Annotated in this window: 21 protein-coding genes; 11 read left to right on the plus strand and 10 right to left on the minus strand. The window is 71.2% G+C overall.

Annotation, left to right across the window (positions count from 1 at the left end):
• Positions 1 to 4 precede the first annotated feature (4 nt).
• From WME89_RS43800 to WME89_RS43825, 6 genes are all read left to right on the plus strand, one after another.
• Entirely contained in the window at positions 5 to 580 is a 576-nt protein-coding gene (locus tag WME89_RS43800; protein WP_437620748.1) for a GNAT family N-acetyltransferase, read from the plus strand.
• Positions 581 to 683: 103 nt separating this feature from the next.
• A complete protein-coding gene (locus tag WME89_RS43805; RefSeq protein ID WP_438005520.1) occupies positions 684 to 2,243 on the plus strand; it encodes a sensor histidine kinase in 1,560 nt (519 codons plus the stop codon).
• A complete protein-coding gene (locus WME89_RS43810; protein WP_438005521.1) occupies positions 2,240 to 4,159 on the plus strand; it encodes a sensor histidine kinase in 1,920 nt (639 codons plus the stop codon). Before WME89_RS43805 ends, WME89_RS43810 begins: the two co-directional genes overlap by 4 nt.
• Positions 4,160 to 4,265: 106 nt before the next feature.
• A complete protein-coding gene (ruvB, locus tag WME89_RS43815; protein WP_438005522.1) occupies positions 4,266 to 5,288 on the plus strand; it encodes a Holliday junction branch migration DNA helicase RuvB in 1,023 nt (340 codons plus the stop codon).
• Between the two features lie 80 nt (positions 5,289 to 5,368).
• Positions 5,369 to 7,396, plus strand: coding sequence for a PAS domain S-box protein (locus WME89_RS43820; protein WP_438005523.1), 2,028 nt, complete (start codon positions 5,369 to 5,371; stop codon positions 7,394 to 7,396).
• Positions 7,397 to 7,431: 35 nt separating this feature from the next.
• A complete protein-coding gene (locus WME89_RS43825) occupies positions 7,432 to 8,592 on the plus strand; it encodes a sensor histidine kinase (RefSeq protein ID WP_438005524.1) in 1,161 nt (386 codons plus the stop codon).
• A gap of 19 nt (positions 8,593 to 8,611) precedes the next feature.
• Here the strand turns inward: WME89_RS43825 and WME89_RS43830 are convergent, their stop codons facing one another.
• Genes WME89_RS43830 through WME89_RS43840 form a run of 3 tightly spaced genes read right to left on the minus strand, consistent with a single transcriptional unit; the run spans position 8,612 to position 10,493 of the window.
• On the minus strand, positions 8,612 to 9,130 hold the full coding sequence (locus WME89_RS43830) for a hypothetical protein (protein WP_437503349.1): 519 nt from the start codon (positions 9,128 to 9,130) through the stop codon (positions 8,612 to 8,614).
• A complete protein-coding gene (locus WME89_RS43835) occupies positions 9,130 to 9,831 on the minus strand; it encodes an anti-sigma factor family protein (RefSeq protein WP_438005525.1) in 702 nt (233 codons plus the stop codon). Before WME89_RS43835 ends, WME89_RS43830 begins: the two co-directional genes overlap by 1 nt.
• Positions 9,828 to 10,493, minus strand: coding sequence for a sigma-70 family RNA polymerase sigma factor (locus WME89_RS43840; RefSeq protein ID WP_437628134.1), 666 nt, complete (start codon positions 10,491 to 10,493; stop codon positions 9,828 to 9,830). Before WME89_RS43840 ends, WME89_RS43835 begins: the two co-directional genes overlap by 4 nt.
• Before the next feature lie 6 nt (positions 10,494 to 10,499).
• Here WME89_RS43840 and WME89_RS43845 point away from each other — a divergent pair, with 6 nt between their 5' ends.
• Positions 10,500 to 10,652 carry a hypothetical protein gene (locus tag WME89_RS43845; RefSeq protein WP_438012096.1) on the plus strand — a complete coding sequence of 51 codons (153 nt, stop codon included), beginning with the start codon at positions 10,500 to 10,502 and terminating at the stop codon, positions 10,650 to 10,652.
• A gap of 96 nt (positions 10,653 to 10,748) precedes the next feature.
• On the opposite strand, the gene WME89_RS43850 is transcribed toward WME89_RS43845, so the two are convergent.
• Genes WME89_RS43850 through WME89_RS43865 form a run of 4 tightly spaced genes read right to left on the minus strand, consistent with a single transcriptional unit; the run spans position 10,749 to position 13,078 of the window.
• Entirely contained in the window at positions 10,749 to 11,900 is a 1,152-nt protein-coding gene (locus tag WME89_RS43850) for a S1C family serine protease (RefSeq protein ID WP_438005526.1), read from the minus strand.
• Positions 11,897 to 12,199, minus strand: coding sequence for a DUF1844 domain-containing protein (locus WME89_RS43855; RefSeq protein WP_438005527.1), 303 nt, complete (start codon positions 12,197 to 12,199; stop codon positions 11,897 to 11,899). Before WME89_RS43855 ends, WME89_RS43850 begins: the two co-directional genes overlap by 4 nt.
• A complete protein-coding gene (locus tag WME89_RS43860; protein WP_437658292.1) occupies positions 12,196 to 12,426 on the minus strand; it encodes a hypothetical protein in 231 nt (76 codons plus the stop codon). The genes WME89_RS43855 and WME89_RS43860 overlap by 4 nt, the downstream gene beginning before the upstream one ends.
• 40 nt (positions 12,427 to 12,466) lie before the next feature.
• The gene (locus WME89_RS43865; RefSeq protein WP_438005528.1) at positions 12,467 to 13,078 is read right to left on the minus strand and encodes an FKBP-type peptidyl-prolyl cis-trans isomerase; all 612 of its coding nucleotides are present in this window, start codon (positions 13,076 to 13,078) and stop codon (positions 12,467 to 12,469) included.
• A gap of 312 nt (positions 13,079 to 13,390) precedes the next feature.
• On the opposite strand from WME89_RS43865, the gene WME89_RS43870 reads away from it, so the two are divergent.
• The 4 genes from WME89_RS43870 to WME89_RS43885 are packed head-to-tail and all read left to right on the plus strand — an operon-like array spanning position 13,391 to position 17,861.
• On the plus strand, positions 13,391 to 14,611 hold the full coding sequence (locus tag WME89_RS43870) for an efflux RND transporter periplasmic adaptor subunit (RefSeq protein ID WP_438005529.1): 1,221 nt from the start codon (positions 13,391 to 13,393) through the stop codon (positions 14,609 to 14,611).
• 6 nt (positions 14,612 to 14,617) lie between these two features.
• Positions 14,618 to 15,415: an ABC transporter ATP-binding protein gene (locus WME89_RS43875; RefSeq protein ID WP_438005530.1), complete on the plus strand. Its 798-nt coding sequence runs from the start codon at positions 14,618 to 14,620 to the stop codon at positions 15,413 to 15,415.
• Entirely contained in the window at positions 15,412 to 16,632 is a 1,221-nt protein-coding gene (locus WME89_RS43880; protein ID WP_438005531.1) for an ABC transporter permease, read from the plus strand. The genes WME89_RS43875 and WME89_RS43880 overlap by 4 nt, the downstream gene beginning before the upstream one ends.
• Positions 16,629 to 17,861 carry an ABC transporter permease gene (locus tag WME89_RS43885; protein ID WP_437658286.1) on the plus strand — a complete coding sequence of 411 codons (1,233 nt, stop codon included), beginning with the start codon at positions 16,629 to 16,631 and terminating at the stop codon, positions 17,859 to 17,861. The genes WME89_RS43880 and WME89_RS43885 overlap by 4 nt, the downstream gene beginning before the upstream one ends.
• 76 nt (positions 17,862 to 17,937) lie before the next feature.
• Here WME89_RS43885 and WME89_RS43890 read toward each other — a convergent pair whose 3' ends face one another.
• The 3 genes from WME89_RS43890 to WME89_RS43900 all read right to left on the minus strand — a co-directional run bounded on the left by WME89_RS43890 (position 17,938) and on the right by WME89_RS43900 (position 22,381).
• Positions 17,938 to 20,025, minus strand: a complete 2,088-nt coding sequence (locus WME89_RS43890) for a S1 RNA-binding domain-containing protein (protein ID WP_438005532.1) — start codon at positions 20,023 to 20,025, stop codon at positions 17,938 to 17,940.
• A 129-nt stretch (positions 20,026 to 20,154) separates the two neighbouring features.
• Positions 20,155 to 21,255: an Mrp/NBP35 family ATP-binding protein gene (locus tag WME89_RS43895; RefSeq protein ID WP_438005533.1), complete on the minus strand. Its 1,101-nt coding sequence runs from the start codon at positions 21,253 to 21,255 to the stop codon at positions 20,155 to 20,157.
• 142 nt (positions 21,256 to 21,397) lie between these two features.
• Positions 21,398 to 22,381, minus strand: coding sequence for a hypothetical protein (locus WME89_RS43900; RefSeq protein WP_438005534.1), 984 nt, complete (start codon positions 22,379 to 22,381; stop codon positions 21,398 to 21,400).
• Between the last annotated feature and the right edge of the window lie 104 nt (positions 22,382 to 22,485).

The raw sequence follows: 22,485 nt of genomic DNA on the forward strand, positions 1-22,485 counted from the left end.
CCCCATGCTCATCCTCCCACCTCGAAGCGAGGTCCGCGCCCGTCCGATCGAGACCGAGCGGCTGATCCTCGTGCCGATCGACCCGTCGGACGGGCCCGAGCTCTGGCTCGCGGTCAGCGGCTCGCGCGCAATCCTGCAGCGGTGGCTGCCCTGGGTGCAGTTCCACACGGACCCGGCCGCGAGCGTGCGCTTCGCCGAGGCGTGCGCCGCCGACTGGGATCACGGCCGGGCGCTGCGCTTCGTCATCCGCGAGCGCGCGCACCGCTCGCTCGCCGGGGTGGTCGGGCTCGAGTCGTGCGTGCACCTGCACCGCTCCTGCGAGCTCGGCTACTGGCTGCGCAAGGAGGCGACCGGTCGTGGGCTCATGACCGAGGCGGCGAAGGCCGCGCTCGGGTTCGCGTTCAGCCACATGGGCGCGCACCGGGTGCGGGTTGCGGCCGCGACGGACAACCACGCCTCGCTCGCGGTCATCAGCCGGCTCGGCTTCCGCTTCGAAGGGATCGCCCGGCAGGCCGAGTGGTGCGACGGCCGCTGGCTCGACCACTCCGTCTTCGCGCTCCTGGCGACCGATCCCAGGTAACCCGGGTGACGCGTGACGCGCGCCCGCTCCAGCGCGCGCCGCCTGCGGGCGCCGGATGCGGCCCGTACGCCGCCCGAAGCGCGCTAGCATCCCGATCTTCACCGTGGCCCGCCGTCGTCGCATCCTCCGCTGGCCTCGCGGCACGACGCCGCTCGTTCCGCTCGCGCCCGCGATCGTGATCGTGGTGGGGATCGCCACGGCGGTGGCGATCGCGCTGATCGGCATCAGCCAGCTCGCGAAGATGAGCGATCAGGCCGCGAGCCTGCGCGCGGAGGTGCTGGCCGCGACGCTCGTGGCGCGGCTCCGCGGGACCGCCGAGGGGGAGAGGACGGAGTTCCTGGGGCAGGCGGCGCGGCGGGCGGGGTCGGAGATCCTGCTGGTCGAGCAGAGCGGCCACGTGCTGATCAACGAGAGCTTCGGCGCGCCGGCCCAGGCCGACATCTACCAGATGCTCACCCAGGGCAAGGGCGACGCGACGACCTCGCTCGGCCGCGTCCGGTTCGCGGCGCGCGCGCTGCACCCGCCGCTCTCGAGCCTGTCCGTGATCACCTTCGTCTCGGCGCCGAGCCCGCCGCCCGACTCGATCGCCCTCGGCAACGCCGTCGCGGCCCTCACGACGCTGCTGCTCGGCGTGGCCGTCGCGGTCGCGCTCTCCTTCACCAAGGCGGCGCGCGACGACGTCGACTACCTGCGCGAGCGCATCACGGCGATGGCGCACGGCCACAACATGAGCGGGTCGAGCTCGGACCTCATCCAGATCGAGCCCGTGCCGATCAGGTCGCTCGATCAGGTCGGGCTCCTGACGGCGGCCTTCAACCTGCTGATCACCCGCTTCGCCGCGGCGGAGCGCTCCTACCGGGCCGACCTCCAGCAGGCGTCCGCGATGGATCGAGAGCGCTCGGCGTTCCTCGCGGGGCTCAGCCACGAGCTGCGCACGCCGCTCAACGCGATCCTCGGGTTCGCGCACGTCCTCGAGAGCGAGGTCGACGGGCCGCTCAGCCAGGACGCGCGCGAGGCGCTCTCGGTCATCCGGCAGAGCGGCGAGCACCTGCGCACGCTCATCGACGACATCCTCGATCTCTCGGCGCTCGAGACGGGCAAGCTCCAGCTCTCCCGCCGCGCCGTGAACCTCCGCGTCCTCGTCGATCAGGTGATGCGGGAGGCGTCCGCGGCTGCGCGCGACAAGCCCGTGCAGCTGCGCGTCACCGGCGATCACGGCCTCGTCGCGCACGCCGATCCGCGGAGGGTGCGGCAGATCCTGACGAACCTCGTCTCGAACGCCGTCAAGTTCACGGCGCGCGGCTCGGTGACGGTGCACATCGCGGCGCGCGGCCGCTACGCGGCGATCGTCGTCCAGGACACCGGCCCCGGCATCCCGCCGGAGGAGACGTCGGCGGTCTTCGAGGAGTACCGGCAGACCGGCGACGTGCGCTCTCGCCGGGCCGGGACCGGGCTCGGGCTCTCGATCGCGCGGCGCCTCGTGCTGATGCACGGCGGGACGATCCAGCTCGAGAGCGAGCTCGGGCGGGGCTCGACCTTCACGATCACGCTGCCGATCTGGATCGTCCCGCCCCCGCCTGCTCCTCTGGCCCCGCCCGCGCCCAGCACGGAGCCGCCGCCGGCGGAGCCCGGCGGCAGCCGTCCAGGAGGGAGGGTCGCGTGACCGACGAGCGCATGAGGGACGACGCGATCCACTTCGCGAGGCGCGTGCTGGTGCGCCAGGCGCTGGTCGGCCTCGCCGCGTTCGGGGCGATCGCGGCGCTCGCGCCGAAGCTGCTCATCCTGGAGCAGGACGTCGCCGCGAGCGTGCTCTCGGTGGGGGCCAAGATCGCCCTCGCCGCGATCGGGGCGACCACGCTGCTGACCCTGCTCCGCCTGCGCACCCACCGGGACCTGCTGCGCTCGCTCATGATCGGCGCGCGCGACATCGATCACGAGGAGCTCGAGCGGTTCGCGGAGCTTCCGCCGTCGCTGGCGCTGCGCTTCGTCGTGGCGAGCTCGACGATCTCGAGCCTCACGATGATCCCGGGGATCAGGCCGGAGAAGCTCGACGACGGCCGCGCGGTCAGCCTGCTCATCCTCGCGATCACGATCCTCTGCGCGTCCGCGATCCCGCACTATGTGCTGACGCGCGCCACGACGTTCAGCCTCTTCGAGATCAGCCCGGCCGAGGCCATCGGCGCCTTGCTCGAGACGGCCGAGCTGTACCAGACGCCGCGCCGGCGGGTCACCGCCAAGCTGCTGCTGTCCGTCGCCGCGCCGGTGCTGCTCGTCGGCGTCGGGGCGGTGCTCATCGCGAACGCGCATCTCCAGACGTTCATCGAGCGGAGCCGCCGCGCGACCGCGGGGCTCATCGCGCGCACGGCGCTCGACCCGGCGCTCGGCGCCATCGAGGAGGCCGATCGCAACGACGTCGTGGCCGCCGCCGCGGAGTTCGGGTTCCTCGCGCGCGTGGAGCAGAACTGCGTGGGCGCGGAGCCCTCCTTCGGCCGCGAGGCCGACGGGCAGATCGCGGTGATCACGCCGCTCGACAGGGGCTGCGTCAACACCCGGTTCTCCGCGGACCTCGAGCCCTCCGCCGCGATCTGGGGCGCGCTCGTCGCGCTGCTCGCGGTGCTGGTGGCCGGCGTGCTCGGCAACCTCTTCGGCCGCGTCCTCGCCGCCGATCTCGTGCACGCGACGAAGCAGGTCCGCCTGCTCGGCACGGACAGCGTGCTCCGCGGCGCCACCCAGATCGCGCGCCCCGCCCGGTTCGCCGTCGTCGCCCGGCTCGGGCACGCCATCGAGGATCTCGCCGAGCGCTTCCGCGTCTTCGCCGCGGCGCAGGAGCGCGCGCTCGAGTCCCGCGAGGCCGCGCAGCGCATGCGCGGCCTCCTGTTCGCAAGCGTGAGCCACGACCTCAAGAGCCCGCTGAACGCGATCCTCGGGTTCGCCGATCTCGTGGGCCAGGAGGACCTGACCGCCGCGCAGCGCGAGAGCCTGGAGCTCATCTCGACGCGCGGCCGAGAGCTCCTCGGCCTCATCGAGTCGATCCTGGACGCCGCGCGCGTCGAGGCCGGGCAGCTCACGCTCGAGCCGCAGCCGACGTCGGTCGGCTCGCTCATCGCGGGCGCCCTCCGCAAGGCGCGCGAGCTCGCGAGCGACGCGGACGGCGAGGTCGTCGTGGAGGTCGGCGACACCCTCCCGCTGATCCCGGTCGATCAGGCGTACGCGACGCGGGCGATCGCGGTCATCGTCGCGCACGCGCTCAGGACCGGCGCGGCCGATCCTTCTGCGCGCCTCGTGCGTCTCACCGCGACGATGGCCGGTGAGTTCAACAGCGAGGTCCGCATCGACATCGAGTACGGCAGCCGCGACGTGCCGCCGGAGGAGCTGGAGGCCCTGTTCAGCCGGCAGACAACGGCGCGCGGGCGCGGCCTGACCCTCGGCCTCAGCCACGCGCGCTCGGTGATCGAGCTCCACGGCGGCTCGCTCGAGGTGGACGGCGCCCCCGACGGCCGCCCGCTCTGCCGCGCTCGGCTGCCGCGCGTTCCGCCCCCGCGCCGTCCCCGCCTCTCGTCGGTGCCCGCGCTCGGCTGAACCCGCGCTCGGCTGCACGCGCGCGGCGAGGCGCGACGCGCCACGGCCGCATGGATCGCTGCCCGGATCGCTTCCCTTCGCCCTCCGCCCGCGGTACTCCCGTGGCATGGCTGAACGGGCGCTCTCTCCTGCCGAGACAGGCGACGACGATCGCTTCGATCGCCTCTTCCGGCCTGCCTCGCTCGCCGAGTACGTCGGCCAGGCCAAGCACACGGAGAACCTCAAGGTCTTCGTCGAGGCCGCGCGCCGGCGGCGCGAGCCGCTGGATCACATGCTGTTCTGCGGCCCGCCCGGGCTCGGCAAGACCACGCTCGCCCACATCCTCGCCCGCGAGATGGGCGTCACGCTCCACGTCACGAGCGGGCCGGCGATCGAGCACAAGGGCGCGCTGGCGGGGCTGCTGACCAAGCTGGAGCGCAACGATGTGCTGTTCATCGACGAGATCCACCGGCTCACCCCGGCGGTCGAGGAGAGCCTCTACCCCGCGATCGAGTCGTTCAAGATCGACATCATGACCGGCGACGGGCCTTACGCGACGACGATCCAGCTCGCGCTGAAGCCCTTCACGCTGGTCGGCGCGACGACCCGCACCGGGCTGCTCACCGCGCCGCTCCTGTCGCGCTTCGGCCACATCGTCCGCCTCGATTTCTACCCCGTCGAGGAGCTCGAGCGCATCGTGCAGCGCAGCGCCGGCCTGATCGAGGTGCCGATCGACGCCGGCGGAGCGCGCGAGATCGCGGCCCGCGCGCGCGGCACCCCGCGCGTCGCGAACCGGCTCCTGCGCCGCGTCCGCGACTTCGCCGAGGTGCTCGGCGACGGCGCGATCACCATGGCGATCGCGCGAAAGACCGCCGAGCGGCTCGAGATCGATGCGGTCGGCCTCGACGAGATGGATCGCCGGCTGCTGCGCGTCATCATCGACCACTACGACGGCGGCCCGGTCGGCGTCGACACGCTGGCCGCGGCGCTCAGTGAGCCGCGCGACACGATCGAGGACGTGTACGAGCCGTTCCTGCTGCAGCAGGGCTTCCTCGGTCGCACGCCGCGGGGCAGGATCGCGACCCGGCGCGCGTACGAGCACCTGGGCCTCTCGGCGCCGGCGGAGAAGCAGGGCGACCTCTTCTCGTAGCGCTCGCGCGGATGCGCCAGCGTCGCGCCGGACCCGGAAATTCTCTCATCGTCGCAGCCTGGAGTCGATAAGCTGGCGGTGTGTCTCGCCGCGATCCTGTGCTCGTCGTCGATGACGACGCCGTCAGCCGGCAGATGTTGCTGCACGCGCTGGCTGACGCGGGCATCGAGACCATCGCCGTCACCTCGGGCGCGGAGGCGCTCGCGTGGCTCGAGGCGAGCGTGCCAGCGCTCGTGCTGCTCGACCTCGTGATGCCGCCTCCGGACGGGTACGTCGTCCTCAGCGCCGTGCGGGACAACCCTCGGACGCAGGACGTCCCCGTCGTCGTGCTGACGGCGCTCGACGCCGACGAGGAGGTCGCGCGCGCCTTCGAGATCGGCGCCGACGACTTCATCCGCAAGCCGTTCCGCCCGGCGGAGCTCATCGCCCGCATCCGCGGGCAGCTCCGGATCCGCGACTACGTCGACGCGCTCGCGCGCAAGGAGCACGACGCGAAGGTGGTCCTCGAGCTCACGCAGGCGCTCTCCTCGACGCTCGACTTCCGGAACATCCTCTTCACGGTCGTGCGGCGCATCGCCGAGGTGGCCCGCGTCGACCGCTGCAGCATCGTGCTCGTGCGCGACCAGGGCGACGTCGGTTACGTGGTCGCCGCGAGCGACGACAAGGAGCTCCGAGATCTGCCGATCGACCTCGGCAAGTACCCGGAGATCCAGCGGGTCATGCGCACGGGCGACGTGCTCGTGATCGACGACGCGAAGGCGCACCCGCTGTTCGACATCGTGCGCGCGGAGCTCCCCGAGAACGCGTTCCGCTCGCTCGCGCTCCTGCCCATCCTGTTCGAGGACAAGCCGCTCGGCGTGCTCTTCCTGCGCGGCCGGCAGCCGGTGGCCCCCCACGCGCACGAGCTCTCGCTCGCCCGCACGGTCGCGAGCGCCACCGCGATCGCCCTGCGCAACGCGCGCATCCTGCAGTCGCTCCGCGACCAGACGCAGCAGAGCACCTTCGCGCGGTTCGAGGCGGAGCGCCGGCTCAAGGCGCTCCAGCGCTACGCTGACTTCTTCCACTCGACGGCGGACGGCATCATCGTCGCCGACCCAGACGGCCACATCCTCTTCTCCAACCCGCGCGCGCAGGCGATCACCGGGCGCACGGCCGAGGCTCTCGAGAGGGCCAACCTGGCCGACCTCGTCGACGCGCGCGAGCACCCCCTCCTCGAGGAGATCCGGGCCGGCTTCGCCAGAGGATCGTTCCCGCACATGGTGGACTTCACCGTGAGGCGGGGCGAGCCCGATCACGAGAAGCTCATCCTCAGCTTCAGCTTCAGCAGCGTCCTTCGAGAAGAGAGCGGCGCCGTCCTGGTCAGCTTCCGCGACGTCACCATGGAGCGCGCCACCGAGGCCGAGCTCACCAAGACGAAGGAGTTCCTGGAGCGCGTCATCGAGAGCTCCGTCGACGCGATCGTCTCGGCCAACATGGCGGGGATCGTCCTGCTCTTCAACCGCGCCGCCGAGCGGATTTACGGCTACGACGCGAAGGAGGTCGTCGGCGCGATGAACGTCCGCGCGCTCTACCCCGACCATAACGCCGAGCAGATCATGCGGCTCATCCACGCGAAGGAGCACGGCGGCCCTGGGCGGCTCGAGGGCTACCGCACCGAGGTCCTGGCCAAGGACGGGTCGCGCATCCCCGTGCACCTCTCCGCCGCGTTGATCTTCGAGAACGGCGTCCCCGTCGGCTCCGTCGGCATCTTCACGGACCTGCGCGAGCGGATGCGCATGGAAGCCCGCCTCACCGAGGCGCAGGAGGAGCTCCGCGCTCGGGAGAAGCAGGCCATCATCGCCGAGCTCGCGGGCGCGGCCGCGCACGAGCTGAACCAGCCGCTCACCAGCGTGCTCGGCTACGCCGAGCTGATCTGCCGCCGGATCGACGACGCGTCCCCCATCAAGGGGGCCGCAGCCACGATCCGCAGCGAGGCCGAGCGGATGGCGGAGATCGTCCGCAAGATCGGCAAGATCACCCGCTATGAGACGAAGTCCTACGTCGGTGCCGCGAAGATCATCGACCTCGACCGGTCGAGCGGCGACGACCCGAACCGGGTGATCGGGTGAGCGGAAGGACCGCGGAGCGCCTGGGGGAGCAGCCGTTGTCCGACGCTCCCGTCACGCTCCGGAAGCCCCTCACCAGGGACATCCCTCTCGAGTGGATCGACACCCTGTTGATCGCGGCGAGCGAGCTCGATCCCTCCGCCTCGCTCGAGCAGCGCGCCTCGGCGCTGCTCGGCGCCGCCGAGAGGACGCTCACGGGCTGCGGGTTCGGCGCCTGCATCCCCGGCGCGGCCGGCGCGCAGGTGGTCGTCCGGGTGTCATCGCGCGCCCGCCGCGAAGACCCACGCGATCCGGCGCGGCTCTTGCCCGAGTTCGCGTTCGAGCGCGCCGTGGCGATCGAGCCGGAAGGTCGGTCGAGCGTGCACATCGCGGCCGACGACGCCGGTTATCTCGACAGCGCGCCGATCCAGGCGCTGGTCGACCGGCTCGTGCTCGCCCTGCGGATCACGATCCGCGAGGCGCGGGCGCAGCAATCGCTGCGCGACCAGATCATCCAGGCCGAGAAGCTGGCGTCCCTCGGGAAGATGGCCGCCGGCGTCGTGCACGAGCTCAACAACCCGCTCACCTCGATCCTCGCCTACTCCGAGTACCTGCGCCGCAAGGGCGAGCGCAGCGGCTTCGACCCCTCGGACCTCGAGCGGCTCGCGAGGATCAACGAGGCGGCGGACCGCATCCGCCGCTTCTCGCGCGATCTCATCGCCTACTCGCGGCCTTCGACGGAGAAGCCGGGCGCCGTCTCCCTCCACGACATCATCGAGCGCGCGCTCGTCTTCTGCGAGCACCTCCTCGAGCAGACGGGCGTCACCGTCGAGAAGCGCTTCGGCGAGATACCGCCCGTGCATGGCGTCATCGACCCGCTGACGCAGGTGTTCGTCAACCTGTTCACGAACGCGGCGCATGCGATGCACGAGCACGGCGGCTGTCTCGGCATCGCGACCGCGATGTCGCCGAGCGACGGCTACATCACCGTGATCATCCAGGACGAGGGGCACGGGATCAACGCCGAGCACCTGCCGAGGATCTTCGATCCCTTCTTCACGACGAAGACCGACGGGGCCGGCACCGGCCTCGGCCTGAGCATCGTGAGGAACATCGTCGCCTCACACGGCGGCGTCATCCGGGCGACCCCGCGCGCGCCGCGCGGGACGGCCTTCTACCTCGATCTGCCGATCGCGCTGCCGTCCTCGGCGCGCCGCTGAGCGCCGAGCTCCCCCTGGCTCAGGGAGCGACCTTGACGCCGAGCACGAGCACACCGCCCATGTGCTGCTGACCCGCCACGAAGAAGTTCTCGCCGGCCTTGGCGTTCACCTCGAGCAGCGGCAGGAACGTGTTGCCGCCTGGCTTCTGGATGCTCGCGCTGATGACGAAGCGCTTCGGCTCATCCTGCTTCTTCCCCGCCACCACGTCCTTCAGCGACACCATGAGGACGCTGCCGTTCGGCAGCTTGGTGGTGGTCGGCTTGCCCTTCTGCAGGCTGATCTTCAGCCGATCGAGGAGCTTGTAGCTGTTGTACGCCGAGAACGGCGGCTTCCCGAGCTCGGGCATCTTGCCGATCTTCGGATCGATGCCGGTCCCATCGTTGGTCGCGTGCAGGACCACGACCTCGGACGTGACCGCGGCGTCGGACGGCGCCGCCGGTGCGGGGGCCGGCGCCTTCTCTTGCGCGATCGCAGGGGAAGGGCTCGCGCCGAGCGCCAGGACCATCATCGCGGTGATCGCACTCGCAAGAAATCTCATCACTGTCCTCCCGGACCGTCATCGGAGAGCCAAACCACCGTGGTCGTCGGGCCTGAGGCCACGGCCTCCCGCGGAACGTAGAAGATGGTGCCCATGCGCGCCCCGAAGTCGACCGCGGCGATCTCGACGCCGGGCTCGACCTCGCCCTCGGCGCTCGGCGCGGCGGTAGGCTCGTGCGCCGGCGCCACCGGTGGAGGGGCGAGCACCTCGGCGGGGGACGGCGTCGGCAGCGCCGCGCTGGGCGCCTCCACGCCCATGCGGCCCCAGACCATCAGCGCGGCGGCCGCCGCCACGGCGAGCGCAGTCAGCGCGAAGATGCCGCGCGCGTTGTCGTTGGCCGGGGGCTGCCGCAGGCGCGCTGGCGCGCGAGGCAGCTCGCCGGACGGCGCTGCGATCGGCCGCGCGGCGGCGCCGCTGTCCGACCTCGCGACCGCCGCTGGCGCCGCGTGAATCTTCGCCATGACCTCGTCGGCGATGCGGTCGGCCGCGCTCGAGGCCAGCGCGCCGTCCCGGATCATGTCGGCAGCGGTGACGAGCCCTGCGACCTTCGCGCGGCAGCGCGGGTCGTGGAGCACGTACTCCTCCACCTGCCGGTGACGCGCCTCGTCGAGCTCACCGTCGACGTAGAGCATCAGCTCCAGGTCCGTCGGCGGGGCGCTCGCTTCTCCGTGGTTCGCCTTGCTGCTGTTGGCGGTACTCACGCGATCTCCTCCGGGTCCTCTGCGGGGCCCTTGCCCTCTTCCTCCGCGTAACAGTCAGCGAGGGCACGCTGAAGCTTCTGCCGGGCATGGAACAGGCGGCTCATGATCGTCCCCTTCGAGACCCCCATGGCCTGGGCCATCTCCTCGTAGGACATCCCCTCGACCTCGCGCATCAGGATGACGCCTCGGTGGTAGGGCGGCAGCGCGTCGAGCGCGGCCTGGATGCGCCCGGCGATCTCCCGGCGCCGGACGACGTTGAGGGGGTCGGCGCCGTCGATGCGAGCGACGAGCGGGAAGTCGGACTGCTCTTCCGCTGCCTGATTTTCCTGGAACTCGAGGTCGCGGCGCCCCGGCTTCCGCATGAGGTCGATCGCCAGGTTCGTGACGATCCGGTAGAGCCAGGTGAAGAACGACGAGCCGCCCTGGAAGGAGCCGAGGCCCTTGTAGACCCGGAGGAAGGCGTCCTGCACCAGCTCGCGCGCGTCGTTCTCGTCGCGCACGAGCCCCATCGCGATCGCGAAAGCCCTGCGCTGGTGCCGTTCCACGAGCGAGCGGAATGCCGCCTGGTCACCCTGCTGCGCCCGTTCAATGAGCTCACGATCCTCCTCCGCCTCTCGCCGCCGTGCCTCGCGATTGGACGCACGGGACGAGGCGCTATTCAGGCGCGCGTGGAGCTGCTTCGCGTCACGACGGTCGCCGTCCGCCGGCGGGTCGTCGCCTTCCGGTTCTCCCGGCTCATCGCCGGGATCGCCGGGGGGCGCGACCCGCTCAAGCTCGTCCGGGGGGGCAGGTGCAGAGGCCACGGGGATCAGCTTACCTGAGGAGGCCGGGGGACAAGGGACGCCACGACGCAGGCTGCCTCGTACGGCCCGCGGCGGCCGGCGGGTGCGCCGGGCAAGGGACAGCGACCGGCCGGGTCACGGCTCATCGGGCTCTTCGCTGAGCTCGGGGAGCTCGCCCAGCGTGAGGCGCACATCGAAGACCCGCTCGAGCCGGGCGACGCGGAGCGTAACGGTCTTGTTGACGCCGGCGATGCTGGCCATCCACCGCAGCTCGTTCGGGTCGGAAATCGCCTTGCCCTCGAAGCCGACGATCACGTCGTCCGGCGCAATACCGGCCCGCTCCGCGGGTCCCCCCGCCACCACCGTCTTCACCCACGCCCCCTTGCGATCCGGGCGCTTGAGCCGCCCCGCCTCGATCGAGTTGAGGACGTCGACGATCACCCCGACCTGGCTCCGCCGAATCTTCCCGTCGCGCAGCAGCATCGGCAGGAGCTGCCGCACCATGTTGATCGGGATCGCAAAGCCGATGTTGTTGGCGTTGGCGCGCACGGCCGCGTTGATGCCGACCACCTCGCCCTTGAGGTTCAGGAGCGGGCCGCCGGAGTTGCCCGGGTTGATGCTCGCGTCCGTCTGCAGGAAGTTGAAATAGCCGCTCGGGTCGAGCCCCTTCACGTCGTCCCGGGTGCGGCCCTTGGCGGAGAGGATGCCCGCCGAGACCGTGTGGGAGAGGCCGAACGGGTTGCCGATCGCGACGACCCAGTCGCCGACCTCGGTGACGTCCGAGTCGCCCAGGGGAAGCGACGGGAGCCCCTTCTCCTCGACCTTCAGCACGGCGACGTCCGTGTGCTTGTCGCGGCCGACAACGGTGGCCTTGATGTCGCGGCCATCGACGAAGCTCACGAGGATGTCGGTCGCGCCCTCGATGACGTGGTTGTTCGTCAGCAGGTAGCCTTCAGGGTCGTAGACAAAAGCGGTCCCGAGGCCCTCGGCGACCGTGCGGCGGCGGCCGCCGGGCTGCTGCTGCCGCTCGACGCGCGCCTTGACCGTCGCGACCGCCGGGTCTGCCTGGCGCGCCAGCGGCGCAAAGGACCCGGGCATGCCCTCGGAGCGGACGATCGGAGGAGGTGGTGGCGCGGGAGGAGGCGGCGGGGTGGTCACCACGGGCACGGCGCCCGAGGGGACGGCGGAGCTGCTTGCGCTGGAGGTGTGGCCAGGAGAGCCCTTGCTGCACGCGGCGCCCAGCCCGGCGAGGAGGACCCACGCGAGAGCCCTGGCGCCGACGGTCACGACCGCTTCGAGACCTCGAGGTAGCGCATCCGCAGATCGTAGAGCGCCGTCTCGAGCAGCCGTTCCTCGTCGCCGGTGAGGTTCCCCTTGGTCTTCTCCTGAAGGAGCGTGAGCAGATCGATGTCCTGATGCGCCAGGACCAGGTTCCGCTCCTCGTTGCCCTCAGGGCTGGGCGCGTCGCCCAGGTGCACGTACGCGGAGCCGATGATCGACAGCACGAACGTCGAGAAGTCGAGCGTCGGCAGCTCCGGGGGGCTCCCGGGCGGCAGGAGGTCCTCTTGATCCGTCGCGTCGCTCACTCTGACCCTTCGTCGTCGAGCTCAGGCTCGACCCGCGGCCCATGCGTTGAAGCGCCGAGCGCCGGCTGATCGACGGTGACCATCTCGGAATGCTCCTCCAGGTCCGGCAAGCCCGCGAGGTGCGACTCGATGGTCCCGGCGCTGAGCGTCCCGCTCGCCAGCAGGCGCTCGCGCACCCGGCGATCGAGCTGCAGCTCCGTCAGCTTGCCCTTCTCACCCACAGTCATGATGTGATCTCCTCGGACAACCCGCCTGTTCGCGGCGGGCTTATGACGACTTCTTCGAGAGCGTCACGAGCACTTCCCCATCTCCGTGCTCGTGATGGTGGCTGTGATCGTGGTCATGGTCATGGTCGTGGTCGTGGTCGCAGCACCCAGCGCTCTCGGATTCCTCGATGCGCTCCTCGAGCTCGGCCTGAGCCTGCGCGATCTCCTCCTCGCTGGCGGCGCGCACATCGCTGACCTGAACCTGAAAGCGGACCTTCTGACCAGCCAGGGGGTGGTTCGTGTCGACCCGGAAGCCGTCGGGGAGGACGTCGACGACCCGGAGCGCGACCGGCTCTCCGTCCGGCCCCTGGGCGATGAACTCGTCGCCGACCTCGACCTCACCCGCGTCGGGGAAATCGGCCTTGTCGACCTCGAAGACGCCGGAGTCCTCGTGCTCGCCGAAGGCATCCTCCGGCTCGACGGCGATCTCTCGCTGCTCGCCGGCGCGCAGCCCCTCCAGGGCGCGCTCCAGGCCAGGCACGATCTGAGCGTACCCGTGCACGTAGACGAGCGGCTCCGCGGTGGACGCCTGGTCGACCGCTTCGCCTTTCTCGTTCAAGAGGACGTACGAAAGCGTGACGACCGTGTCCGTTGCGATGGGCAGCGACTCCATAGGCGGCGGTTGGTTTGCCACGGCGGTTCCGCGGTTTCAAGCGAGCCGCGCCTGCGCGGTGGCATGCTATGAGGACGTCCGATGGCCGATTCCATAGCTCGGGCGACCGGTCGCGACCCCCTCGACGCGTCGGCCTCAGCTGCGCAGGTCGGCCCGGAAGCAGAGCGCGCTCGCGCCGGAGATGCGTCGCCGGGCGGGGCTCGACCGGCCTCTGCCGCGCCTCCACCCCACGGCGCTTCGCCCCGGGGCCCCGGCGGGGGCGCGCCGTCGCCTCGGCGCGGGCGGGACAGCCTGGAGCAGGAGCTCGCCCGGGTGGGCACGAAGCGGTGGCTCGGTCGGCTCGGCGTCCTCGCGGCCATCGCGGCGCTCGTCGCGGCGGTCGTCGTGTGGCGGATCCGGACGAGACCGCCGCCGCCGCCGCGCTACGTCGCGGGCGATATCACCACGGGCGACGTGATCGAGGTGGTGCAGTCGACGGGGCAGGTCAAGCCGCTCACCGAGGTGCAGGTCGGCGCGCAGGTCTCGGGGCGAATCACCAAGGTTTACGTGGACTTCAACAGCATCGTGAAGGCCGGCGACGTGCTGGCGGAGATCGATCCGACGCTCTTCGGGGCGCAGATCGACTCGAACCAGGCGCAGCTCGAGGCGGCGAGCGCGAGCGTCGTGCGCGCCGAGGCCTCGCTCGGGACGGCCAAGCAGCGGCTCGATCGCGCGAAGCGGATGGTCGCCGAGGGGGTGGGCTCGCAGGCCGATCTCGACACGGCGCAGGGCGCCTACGACGTCGCGCTCGCCGATCTCGCGGCCTCCAAGGCGCAGGTGGCGCAGCTCAGGGCGGTGCTCCGCTCCTCCACGACGAACCTCCAGTACACGCGCATCTTCTCGCCCATCGACGGGGTCGTCATCAGCCGCGCGATCGACCCGGGGCAGACCGTGGCGGCGAGCTTCCAGGCGCCCACGCTCTTCGTGATCGCCCAGGATCTTCGCAAGATGCGCGTGCTCGCCGACATCGACGAGGCGGACGTCGGCCGGCTCCGCGAGGGCATGCAGGCGGACGTCAGCGTCGACGCGTTCCCGGGCGAGACGTTCCGGGGGACGGTGAGCCAGGTGCGCTACAGCCCCTTGAACCAGTCCGGCGTGGTGACGTACGCGGCGGTCGTCGAGGTCGACAACCCTGACGTCAAGCTGCGGCCGGGGATGACGGCGACGGTGAGCATCCGGTCCGGCGAGGCCAGGGGGGTGCGGCGGCTGCCGAACGCGGCGCTCCGGTTCAAGCCGGCTCCGGAGCTGGACAAGGACGGCAAGGAGATCAAGGGGCCGCCCCTCGAGCCGCTCCCGCCGAAGAAGGGTCGCATCTACGTGCTGACCGACGCGACGCCCGGCGCGGAGAAGATCGAGCTGCGCGTCGTCGATGTCGGGATCACCGACGGCATCTTCACCGCGCTGTCGACGGACCTCGGCCCGGTCAAGGTCGTCACCGACGAGAACGACAGCCCTTCCGCGAGCGGCAGGGGGCGCGGCCCCCGGCTGTTCTGAGGCGTGATGCTGCAGCAGGGTCAGGGCGTCGCCGCGGTGCTCCGAGACGAGCCGCTCATCGAGCTCTCGAGCGTCGGCAAGGACTACACGACCGAGGCCGTCATCGTGAGGGCGCTCCGCCACGTCGACCTGACGATCCAGCACGGCGATTTCGTCGCGATCGTCGGGCAGAGCGGCTCGGGCAAGAGCACGTTGATGAACATCATCGGGTGCCTGGACCGGCCGACCCGGGGCACGTACCGGCTCGACGGGCTCGACGTCACCCGGCGCAGCAACGACGCCCGCGCGATCGTGAGGAACCGCCTCATCGGGTTCGTCTTCCAGGGGTTCAACCTGCTGCCGCGGACCACGGCGCTCGAGAACGTCGAGCTGCCGCTCGTCTACCGGGGCATCGGCGCCGCGGAGCGGCGCAAGCGGGCGCTCGAGGCGCTCGGCGCGGTGGGGCTGGCCGATCGCCTGCACCACACGCCGAACCAGCTCTCGGGGGGCCAGCAGCAGCGCGTCGCCATCGCGCGGGCGCTCGTCACCTCCCCGCCGCTGCTCCTCGCCGACGAGCCCACGGGCAACCTCGACACGCGCACGAGCTTCGAGGTGCTCGGGCTCCTGCAGCGTCTCAACCTCGACGGGATCACCATCGTCCTCGTCACCCACGAGCCGGACATCGCCGCCTGCGCGAGCCGCGTCATCACGATGCGTGACGGCGAGGTCCGCAGCGATCTCAGGAACGAGCGCCCGGTCGACGCGGCGGAGGCGCTGGCCGCGCTGCCGCACCCCGAGGCGGAAGCGCGCGAGCAGGCGCCGTGAGGGGCTACCTCGACGCCGTCCGGATCGCGCTGCGCGCCATCGTCCGCTCGAAGCTCCGCGCCGCCCTGACGGTGCTCGGCATCCTGATCGGGGTCGCGGCCGTCGTGGTCGTGGTGGCGCTCGGGACGGGCGTGCGCAACCGCATCCTGGGCGAGATCTCGGGCCTTGGCGCGAGCTCGATCTACGTCTTCCCCCAGTCAACGCAGGCGTCGGGGCTGAGGCGGCGCGAGAGCGCGAGGATGTCGGAGGCCGACGGGCTCGCGATCCTCAAGGAGTCGACCAGCGTGGCCGCGCTGAGCCCGTTCAGCTCGACCTCGATGCAGATCGTGGCCGGAGAGGCCAACGTCGCGACCCAGGTCATGGGCGTGACGCGGAGCTATCTCACGATCCTCTCGTACCGCGTCGCCACGGGAGAAGGCTGGACCGAGGCAGACGAGCAGCTCAAGACGAAGGTCTGCGTGATCGGCGAGACCGTCCGGGGGAACCTGTTCGGCTCGGGGGAGGCCGTGGGGCAGTACATCCGGATCGGCAAGCACCCGTTCCGGGTGATCGGGGTGCTCGAGAAGAAGGGCCAGTCGCCTTTCGGCGAGGACCAGGATGATCGGCTGCTCATGCCGATCGGCAGCTTCCGGTCGCGCGTCGTCCCGAGCGCGCCGGGCAGGGTGCAGATGCTCCTCGCGGCCGCGACCAGCGAGCGCACCGTCGACCGCGCGGTGGGGCAGATCGACAGGATCCTCCGGCAGCGCCACGAGGTCGCGCCGGACGATGAGCCGGACTTCGTGATCCGCACGCAGGCGGAGTTCCGCGCGTCGCAGGAGCGGATCCTGGACACCTTGACGATGCTCCTGTCCTCGATCGCCGCCGTGTCGCTCCTCGTCGGCGGCATCGGCGTCATGAACATCATGCTCGTCAGCGTCACGGAGCGGACGCGCGAGATCGGCATCCGCATGGCGATCGGCGCCTCGGAGGGCGACATCCTGGTCCAGTTCCTTGTCGAGGCGATCACCCTCTCGCTCATCGGCGGCCTGATGGGCCTCGGCGCGGGGCTCGGCCTCATCAAGATCTTCGCCGCGGCGCTCGGCTGGAGCATGACCTTGCCGGCCAGCGCGATCGTCGTCGCCGTCGGGACGAGCGCGACCATCGGGGTCGTCTTCGGGTTCTTCCCGGCGCGCCGCGCCGCGCGTCAGGATCCCATCACCGCCCTGAGGCACGAGTGATCGCGACGCTCACCCGCGTCCTCTCGGCGATCGTGATCGCGCTGCGCGCCGTCCGCCGGAACAAGCTGCGCGCGGGGCTCACGATCCTGGGGATCACGATCGGCGTCGCGGCCGTGGTCACCGTCACCGCGCTGGCGAGCGGCGCGCGCGCCAACGTCAACGCGCAGATCTCGAACCTCGGCTCCAACTCGCTCATCGTCTTCGCTCGCTCCGCCCGCGCCTCCGGTGTCCGCAGCACCACCGGCACGAAGCTCTCGGAGCTCGACGCCCAGGCGCTCGTGCGCGAGTCGACGAGCATCCGGATCGCGGCGCCGTTCCTCAGGTCGAGCGCCCAGGTCATCTACGAGGGCCAGAACGCGAGCCCGACGCTCGTCGGCACGCGCCTCAGCTACTTCGAGATCCGGAACTGGAAGGTGGCTCAGGGAGAGCCGTGGAGCCCCGCCTCGGAGAACCTCTCCGAGAAGGTCGTCGTGATCGGCGCCCAGACCGCGCGGGATCTGTTCGGATCGCTCGATCCGATCGGACGCATGGTGCGGGTCGGCCGCCATGCCTACCGCGTGGTCGGCGTGCTCGAGGAGAAGGGGGCGTCGCCCTTCGGGCAGAGCCAGGACGACATCCTGCTGATGCCGATCACCACGATGCGGTCGCACGTCGTCGCGACGCGGCCTGGAGAGGTGCACGCGATCTTGCTGAGCTCGACGTCCGCCGAGACGTCCGAGCGCGCCAGGCAGCAGGCCGAGGCGATCCTCCGGCAGCGGCACCGCATCGGCGAGAACGACGAGGACGACTTCGCCGTCCGGAGCCAGGCGGAGTTCCAGGCCATGCAGGACGCGATCTTCGCGGCGCTCTCGGCGCTGCTCGTCAGCATCGCGGCGGTGTCGCTCGTCGTCGGCGGCATCGGCGTCATGAACATCATGCTGGTATCGGTCACGGAGCGCACCCGGGAGATCGGCATCCGGATGGCCATCGGCGCCCGCGAGATCGACATCCTGCTGCAGTTCCTGATCGAGGCGCTCGTGCTCGCCACGCTCGGAGGCCTCGTCGGCAGCGCGCTCGGCTACGGCGTCATCCTCGGGTTCTCGAGCGCCCTCGGCTGGCCCATGAAGCTCGAGCCAGTGGCGCTCGGCGTCGCGCTCGGGGTGAGCACGGCCATCGGGCTCGTCTTCGGGTTCTTCCCGGCGAGACGGGCCGCGCGCATGGATCCCGTGAACGCGCTCGGGCGCGAGTAGCGCGCGCCTCCCGGGTCCGCCTCGGCAACCCGGGGAGGCGCAGGCGCGGCCGCGCGTGCGGCGCGCGCCTCTCAGCTCAGCTCTTCTTCATCAGGTCGGCGAAGGTGCCGAACTTGGCCTCGCGAGCGACGCCCGCGCGGTACTGGTGGTACGCCTGCTTCTCGGCGTCTTCCTTGAGGGCGCGGATCGACAGCTTGGCCTCGCCCCGACGCGGATCCACCTCGATGATCTTCGCGTCGAGCTGGGCCCCGATGGGGAACTCCTTGCGGAGATCGGTGCCGCGCTGCGTGCCGGTGTGGCCGGCCGGGATGAAGCCGCGTGCCGCCCGCCCCGTGGCGCCGAGCACCCGGACGACGAGCCCGCCCTCGGTCACCTGCGTGACGGCGACCTTCACCGCCTTGCCCTGCTGCACGCGCTGGCGCGGCTCGCTCTCCTCGCCCTCCGGCGGGGCAGGGTGAAGCCCGATCCGCCGGGCCGCGGCGTCGCAGGTCGCGACGACCACGTCGATGTCGTCGCCGACCTTCACGACCTCGTTCGGGTGCTGGATCGGCTTCATCGAGAGGTCGGCCGTATGAATGAGCCCGTCGATGCCCGGCTCGAGCTCGACGAACGCACCGAACGGCTGCAGGCGAGCGACCTTGCCCTTGTGGCGCGAGCCGATCGCGTACTTGTCCTTCACCGCGTCCCACGGGTCGACCGTGGCGGCCTTGCGGCTCAGCCACAGCTTGCCCTTGTCGTCGACGCGCAGGACCTTCACGTCGATCTCGGCGCCCGGCTTGAACAGGTCGGCCAGCTTGGCGCCACGGTCGTGGCTCGCCTCGCTCATGTGGACCAACCCCTCGACGCCGCCGGCGTCGGGGAGCGCGACGAACACGCCCCACGCGACGACCTTGCGCACCACGCCCTTGTGCAGCGAGCCAGGCTCGATCGACGTGAGCGCCTCGGTGCGCGCCCGCCGGGTCTCCTCCTCGAGCATCTTGCGGCGGGACACGACGATGTCGCGCCCCTTCTTCGCGAACTGCGTCACGATGAAGTCGAGCCGCTGGCCGACGATGTAGTTGAGGTCGGCCCCGTGGCGCAGGTCGACGTGCGACGCAGGCGCGAAGGCGCGGAGACCGCCGAGGTCGACCTCGAGCCCGCCCTTGACCGCTCCGGTCACGAACCCCTCGATCGCCTCGCCGCTCTGGAGCGCCGCCTCGGCGCGCGCGCGCGCCTGATCGAGCTGCACCGGCGCCCTCGAAAGGAGGAGCATGCCTCCTCGCACCCCGGTGCTCGCCACCGTCGCGATGAACTGATCGCCCTCGACGGGAGGCTCTTCATCGAGGATCTCGCGCCGATCGAACAGCCCCGTGGCCTTCCCGGCGATGTCGATCCAGATGGCGTGGTCGGTGATCCTGCTGACCTTGCCGAACACTTCCTCGCCGATGCTGAAGGCTGGGCGCTCGCGCGGCGGCGGCGCGCCCTGCCCCTTGCGGCGCTTGCGCTTCTCGCCGCCGGGCTGGGGCTGTCCCCCCGCCTCGTCGGCCGCGTGCTCCTCCTCGCCCTCGTCTTCTGCAGTGTCTTCTGCAGCGTCGGACGGCTCCGCCTCGCCTGCCTCGCCCGCTTCGCCAGCGGCTCCGGCAGCCTCTGCCGCCTCGGCTCCAGGCTGGCCGGTCTCCTCCGCGCCCTTGCGGCGACGGCGGCGGCGGCGCTTCTTTCCAGCGCCTCCCTCCGCGGATGGGGCCGCGCCGGCCTCGCCTGCCGGCGCGGGCTTCGCGGCTTGCGCGGGCTTCGGGCCCTGCGCCGGCTTCGCGGCCGCCGGAGGGTTCCGCCTGCCCGGAGCTCCCGGCTTGCGGTTGCCTATATCGTCCCGCGGCAGGCCCGGGACGCGGTTGCCGATGTTGTCGCCCGGCTGCTCTTCCCAGTCGTCGTCATCATCGGCAGCGCTCGCCGGGGCGGCTGCTGCCGCTGCGGCGGGGGTCGCCTCAGACGATGGGGTCGAGCTCGCCTGCGGCGATGTCTCTCCGCCGGGCGCACCGCTCGCTTCAGGCGGGGGGGTGGGCCCCGCTTCGTGAGCTTGGGCTGCCTGCTCGGGCGCAGCGTTCGACGACTCGAGCGGGCCGCCCTGGTCGGCCGGAGCTGCCGGCGCGTCCGCCGGCGTGGTGTTATTTTCGTGGGTATTCATCCGCGCCTCGCGCGACAACGCATGCCGATGGGGGCGAAACGTGCTCGCGTTCTCTCCAGCGGCCCCCTCGGTTTGATTGGGGGGGAAGGGGCCGGAACCATAACGTACCCGGGACGTTTACGCGAGAGCCTACCGCATGATGGGCAGATGCTTGTTGGCCCCGCCGCTCCGATCGATGCGCAGGCCGCCCCCGCTCGCGAGGTTGTGGGCGCTGACCTGGGCGGCCAGCCGCTCCGCCACATCCAGGAAAGAGCGCGCGATCGGGCTGCCCGGGGCAGCCTGAACGACCGGGGTGCCGGCGTCGCCCCACTCCCGGATGGCGACGTCCATCGGGATCTGGCCGAGCAGCGGCGCGTCGGCGAACTCGGCGATCTTCTGCCCACCGCCGGCCCCGAAGAGCTCGTGCCGCTTGCTGCACCCGTCGCACACGAAGTAGCTCTCGTTCTCCACCACGCCGAGCAGGGCGATCCCGACTTTCTGGGCCATCGAGACGGACTTGTACACGTCCTGGAGGGCCACCTCCTGCGGCGTCGTCACGACGATCGCGCCCGTGGTCCTCATCTTCTGGGAGATCGTCAGCGCGATGTCGCCGGTCCCCGGCGGCAGATCCAGCACGAGGTAATCGAGCTCACCCCACTCGACGTCGCGCATGAACTGGATCAGGGCGTTCTGGAGCATCGGCCCGCGCCAGACGACCGCCGACTTCGGATCCTCCAGCAGGAAGCCGATGGACATGAGCTTCACGCCGAAGCGCTCGAGCGGCAGGAACTTCTGTCCGTCGGCGGACGTCGGGCGGCCCATCACGCCGAGCATGGTCGGGACGCTCGGCCCGTACATGTCCGCGTCGAGCAGGCCGACCTTCGCCCCCTCGCGGCTCAGCGCCAGGGTCAGGTTCGCGGCGACGGTGCTCTTGCCGACGCCGCCCTTGCCGCTCATCACGAGGACGATGTTCCGCACGCCCGGGGACGGATCGTCCGGAAGGATGGTGCGCGTCGGGATGCTGACCTCCCAGGCGATCCGGACGTCCTTCGCGCCGGCGCCCTTGAGGGCGGCCTCGATGTCGGCCGCGAGCCGCTGCTTGAAGTGGCTGGTCAGCTCGACGGTGAGGGACACCGCGCCGTTCTCGACCGAGAGATCCCGGACCCGATCGAGCTCCGTGAGCGGGCGCTGGAGGTCCGGAGCGACGACCTTTGCCAGCGCACCGAGCGCGGCGTCCTTCGTGATGGCCATGGGTCGAAGGAGTTAGGACTGCTCCGGATTCCCGTCAACCGGCGAGCGCAGCGGGCACGCGGCCGCTCGCTTCGGCCGGGCGCTGGGCGACATCGGCCGCCCCTGCGCGCACCGTGCCCTGCCTTGCGTCCGGCCGGTCTCCTCACCAGCAGGTGGCGACCTTGGAGTCCTGATCCCTGGGGTCGAGCCGGCGCGACGGCAGGTAGCAGCGCGAGTCCACGCATTCCCCGCTCCCGTTCGCCTCGACGCACACGCACTCCCCGGCGAGCCCGCCGGGCGACTTCGGGCAGACGTCCTCTGCGTTGCTCTCGTTCAGCGGCGTGGCCGGGTCGTCCATGGTGCACCGGACGGGCAACGCCGCGTCCAGGCACGCGTGCTGGCCGCGCAGCGTCGTGGTGCACTCCATGGTGGAGCCTGCGTCACCGCAGTCGGTGTCGTTGCGGCACGGCTCGCAGAAGTTGCCCTCCCCGACGCAGGCGCCGAACCGCGGCGTGCACACCTCGCCCTCGCACTGGTAGTCGAGGTCGCAGTCGGAGTCCGCGCTGCATGACCGGGCGCACCGGCTCTCGCCGCCGATCGCGACGCAGCGCTGCCCTTGCACGAGCGAGCAGTCGAGATCGGAGCTGCACGGCGCGCACTGGGCGCGCTTCACGCACGTCGTGCGCAGCAAGCAGAGCGGCCCCTCGACATAGGAGTTGCCGTCGCCGAGCGTCGAGGCGTCGATGCAGTCTTCGGCGGTCTCACCGCAGAAGCTGTTATCCCCTTTGTCCGTGCCGCAGATCCCGTGAGGATCCCGGGTCAGCGCGCACTCGAAGCCGCCGGGGCAGTCCGCGTCCTCCGCGCAGTGCGGCTGCGTGCAGTAGGCCTCCGCGTCCCCTTCCCCCTTGCCGAGGCACTCGAGGCCGAGCGAGGTGCACTCGCTGGGGGCGCACGTCGGAATGAAGCAGTAGCTGCCGTCGCTGCACTTCCCGGCGTCGCAGGCGAGGTCGTCACCGCATACCGCGGTGTCGCGCTGGCACTCGCCGGGGTTGCCGTTGCACTGCACCGGGTTGCACGGCGTGCTGTCGGGGCAGCGCCCGAACTGGGCGCACTCGGAGCCGAACGGACACGGGGTACCGAAACCCACGACTTTCCCGTTTGGTCTACAAACGGAGATCTCGGCTTTCGTGTCGTCCTCCTCGGCCGGCATACAGTCCTGGAGACCAGGGGTGCACTCAAGGTGGCTGCTGC

Origin of the sequence: Sorangium sp. So ce321 (genome assembly GCF_051530195.1) — a bacterium.
Classification (GTDB): Bacteria; Myxococcota_A; Polyangia; order Polyangiales; family Polyangiaceae; genus Sorangium.

What these genes read in the sequence shown, in the direction of transcription:
- WME89_RS43895 (WP_438005533.1), bottom strand. Translation starts at nt 21,255, where the DNA reads ATGGCCATCACGAAGGACGCCGCGCTCGGTGCGCTGGCAAAGGTCGTC.
- WME89_RS43865 (WP_438005528.1), bottom strand. Translation starts at nt 13,078, where the DNA reads ATGGAGTCGCTGCCCATCGCAACGGACACGGTCGTCACGCTTTCGTAC.
- ruvB (WP_438005522.1), top strand. Translation starts at nt 4,266, where the DNA reads ATGGCTGAACGGGCGCTCTCTCCTGCCGAGACAGGCGACGACGATCGC.
- WME89_RS43860 (WP_437658292.1), bottom strand. Translation starts at nt 12,426, where the DNA reads ATGACTGTGGGTGAGAAGGGCAAGCTGACGGAGCTGCAGCTCGATCGC.
- WME89_RS43890 (WP_438005532.1), bottom strand. Translation starts at nt 20,025, where the DNA reads ATGAATACCCACGAAAATAACACCACGCCGGCGGACGCGCCGGCAGCT.
- WME89_RS43800 (WP_437620748.1), top strand. Translation starts at nt 5, where the DNA reads ATGCTCATCCTCCCACCTCGAAGCGAGGTCCGCGCCCGTCCGATCGAG.
- WME89_RS43830 (WP_437503349.1), bottom strand. Translation starts at nt 9,130, where the DNA reads ATGAGATTTCTTGCGAGTGCGATCACCGCGATGATGGTCCTGGCGCTC.
- WME89_RS43875 (WP_438005530.1), top strand. Translation starts at nt 14,618, where the DNA reads ATGCTGCAGCAGGGTCAGGGCGTCGCCGCGGTGCTCCGAGACGAGCCG.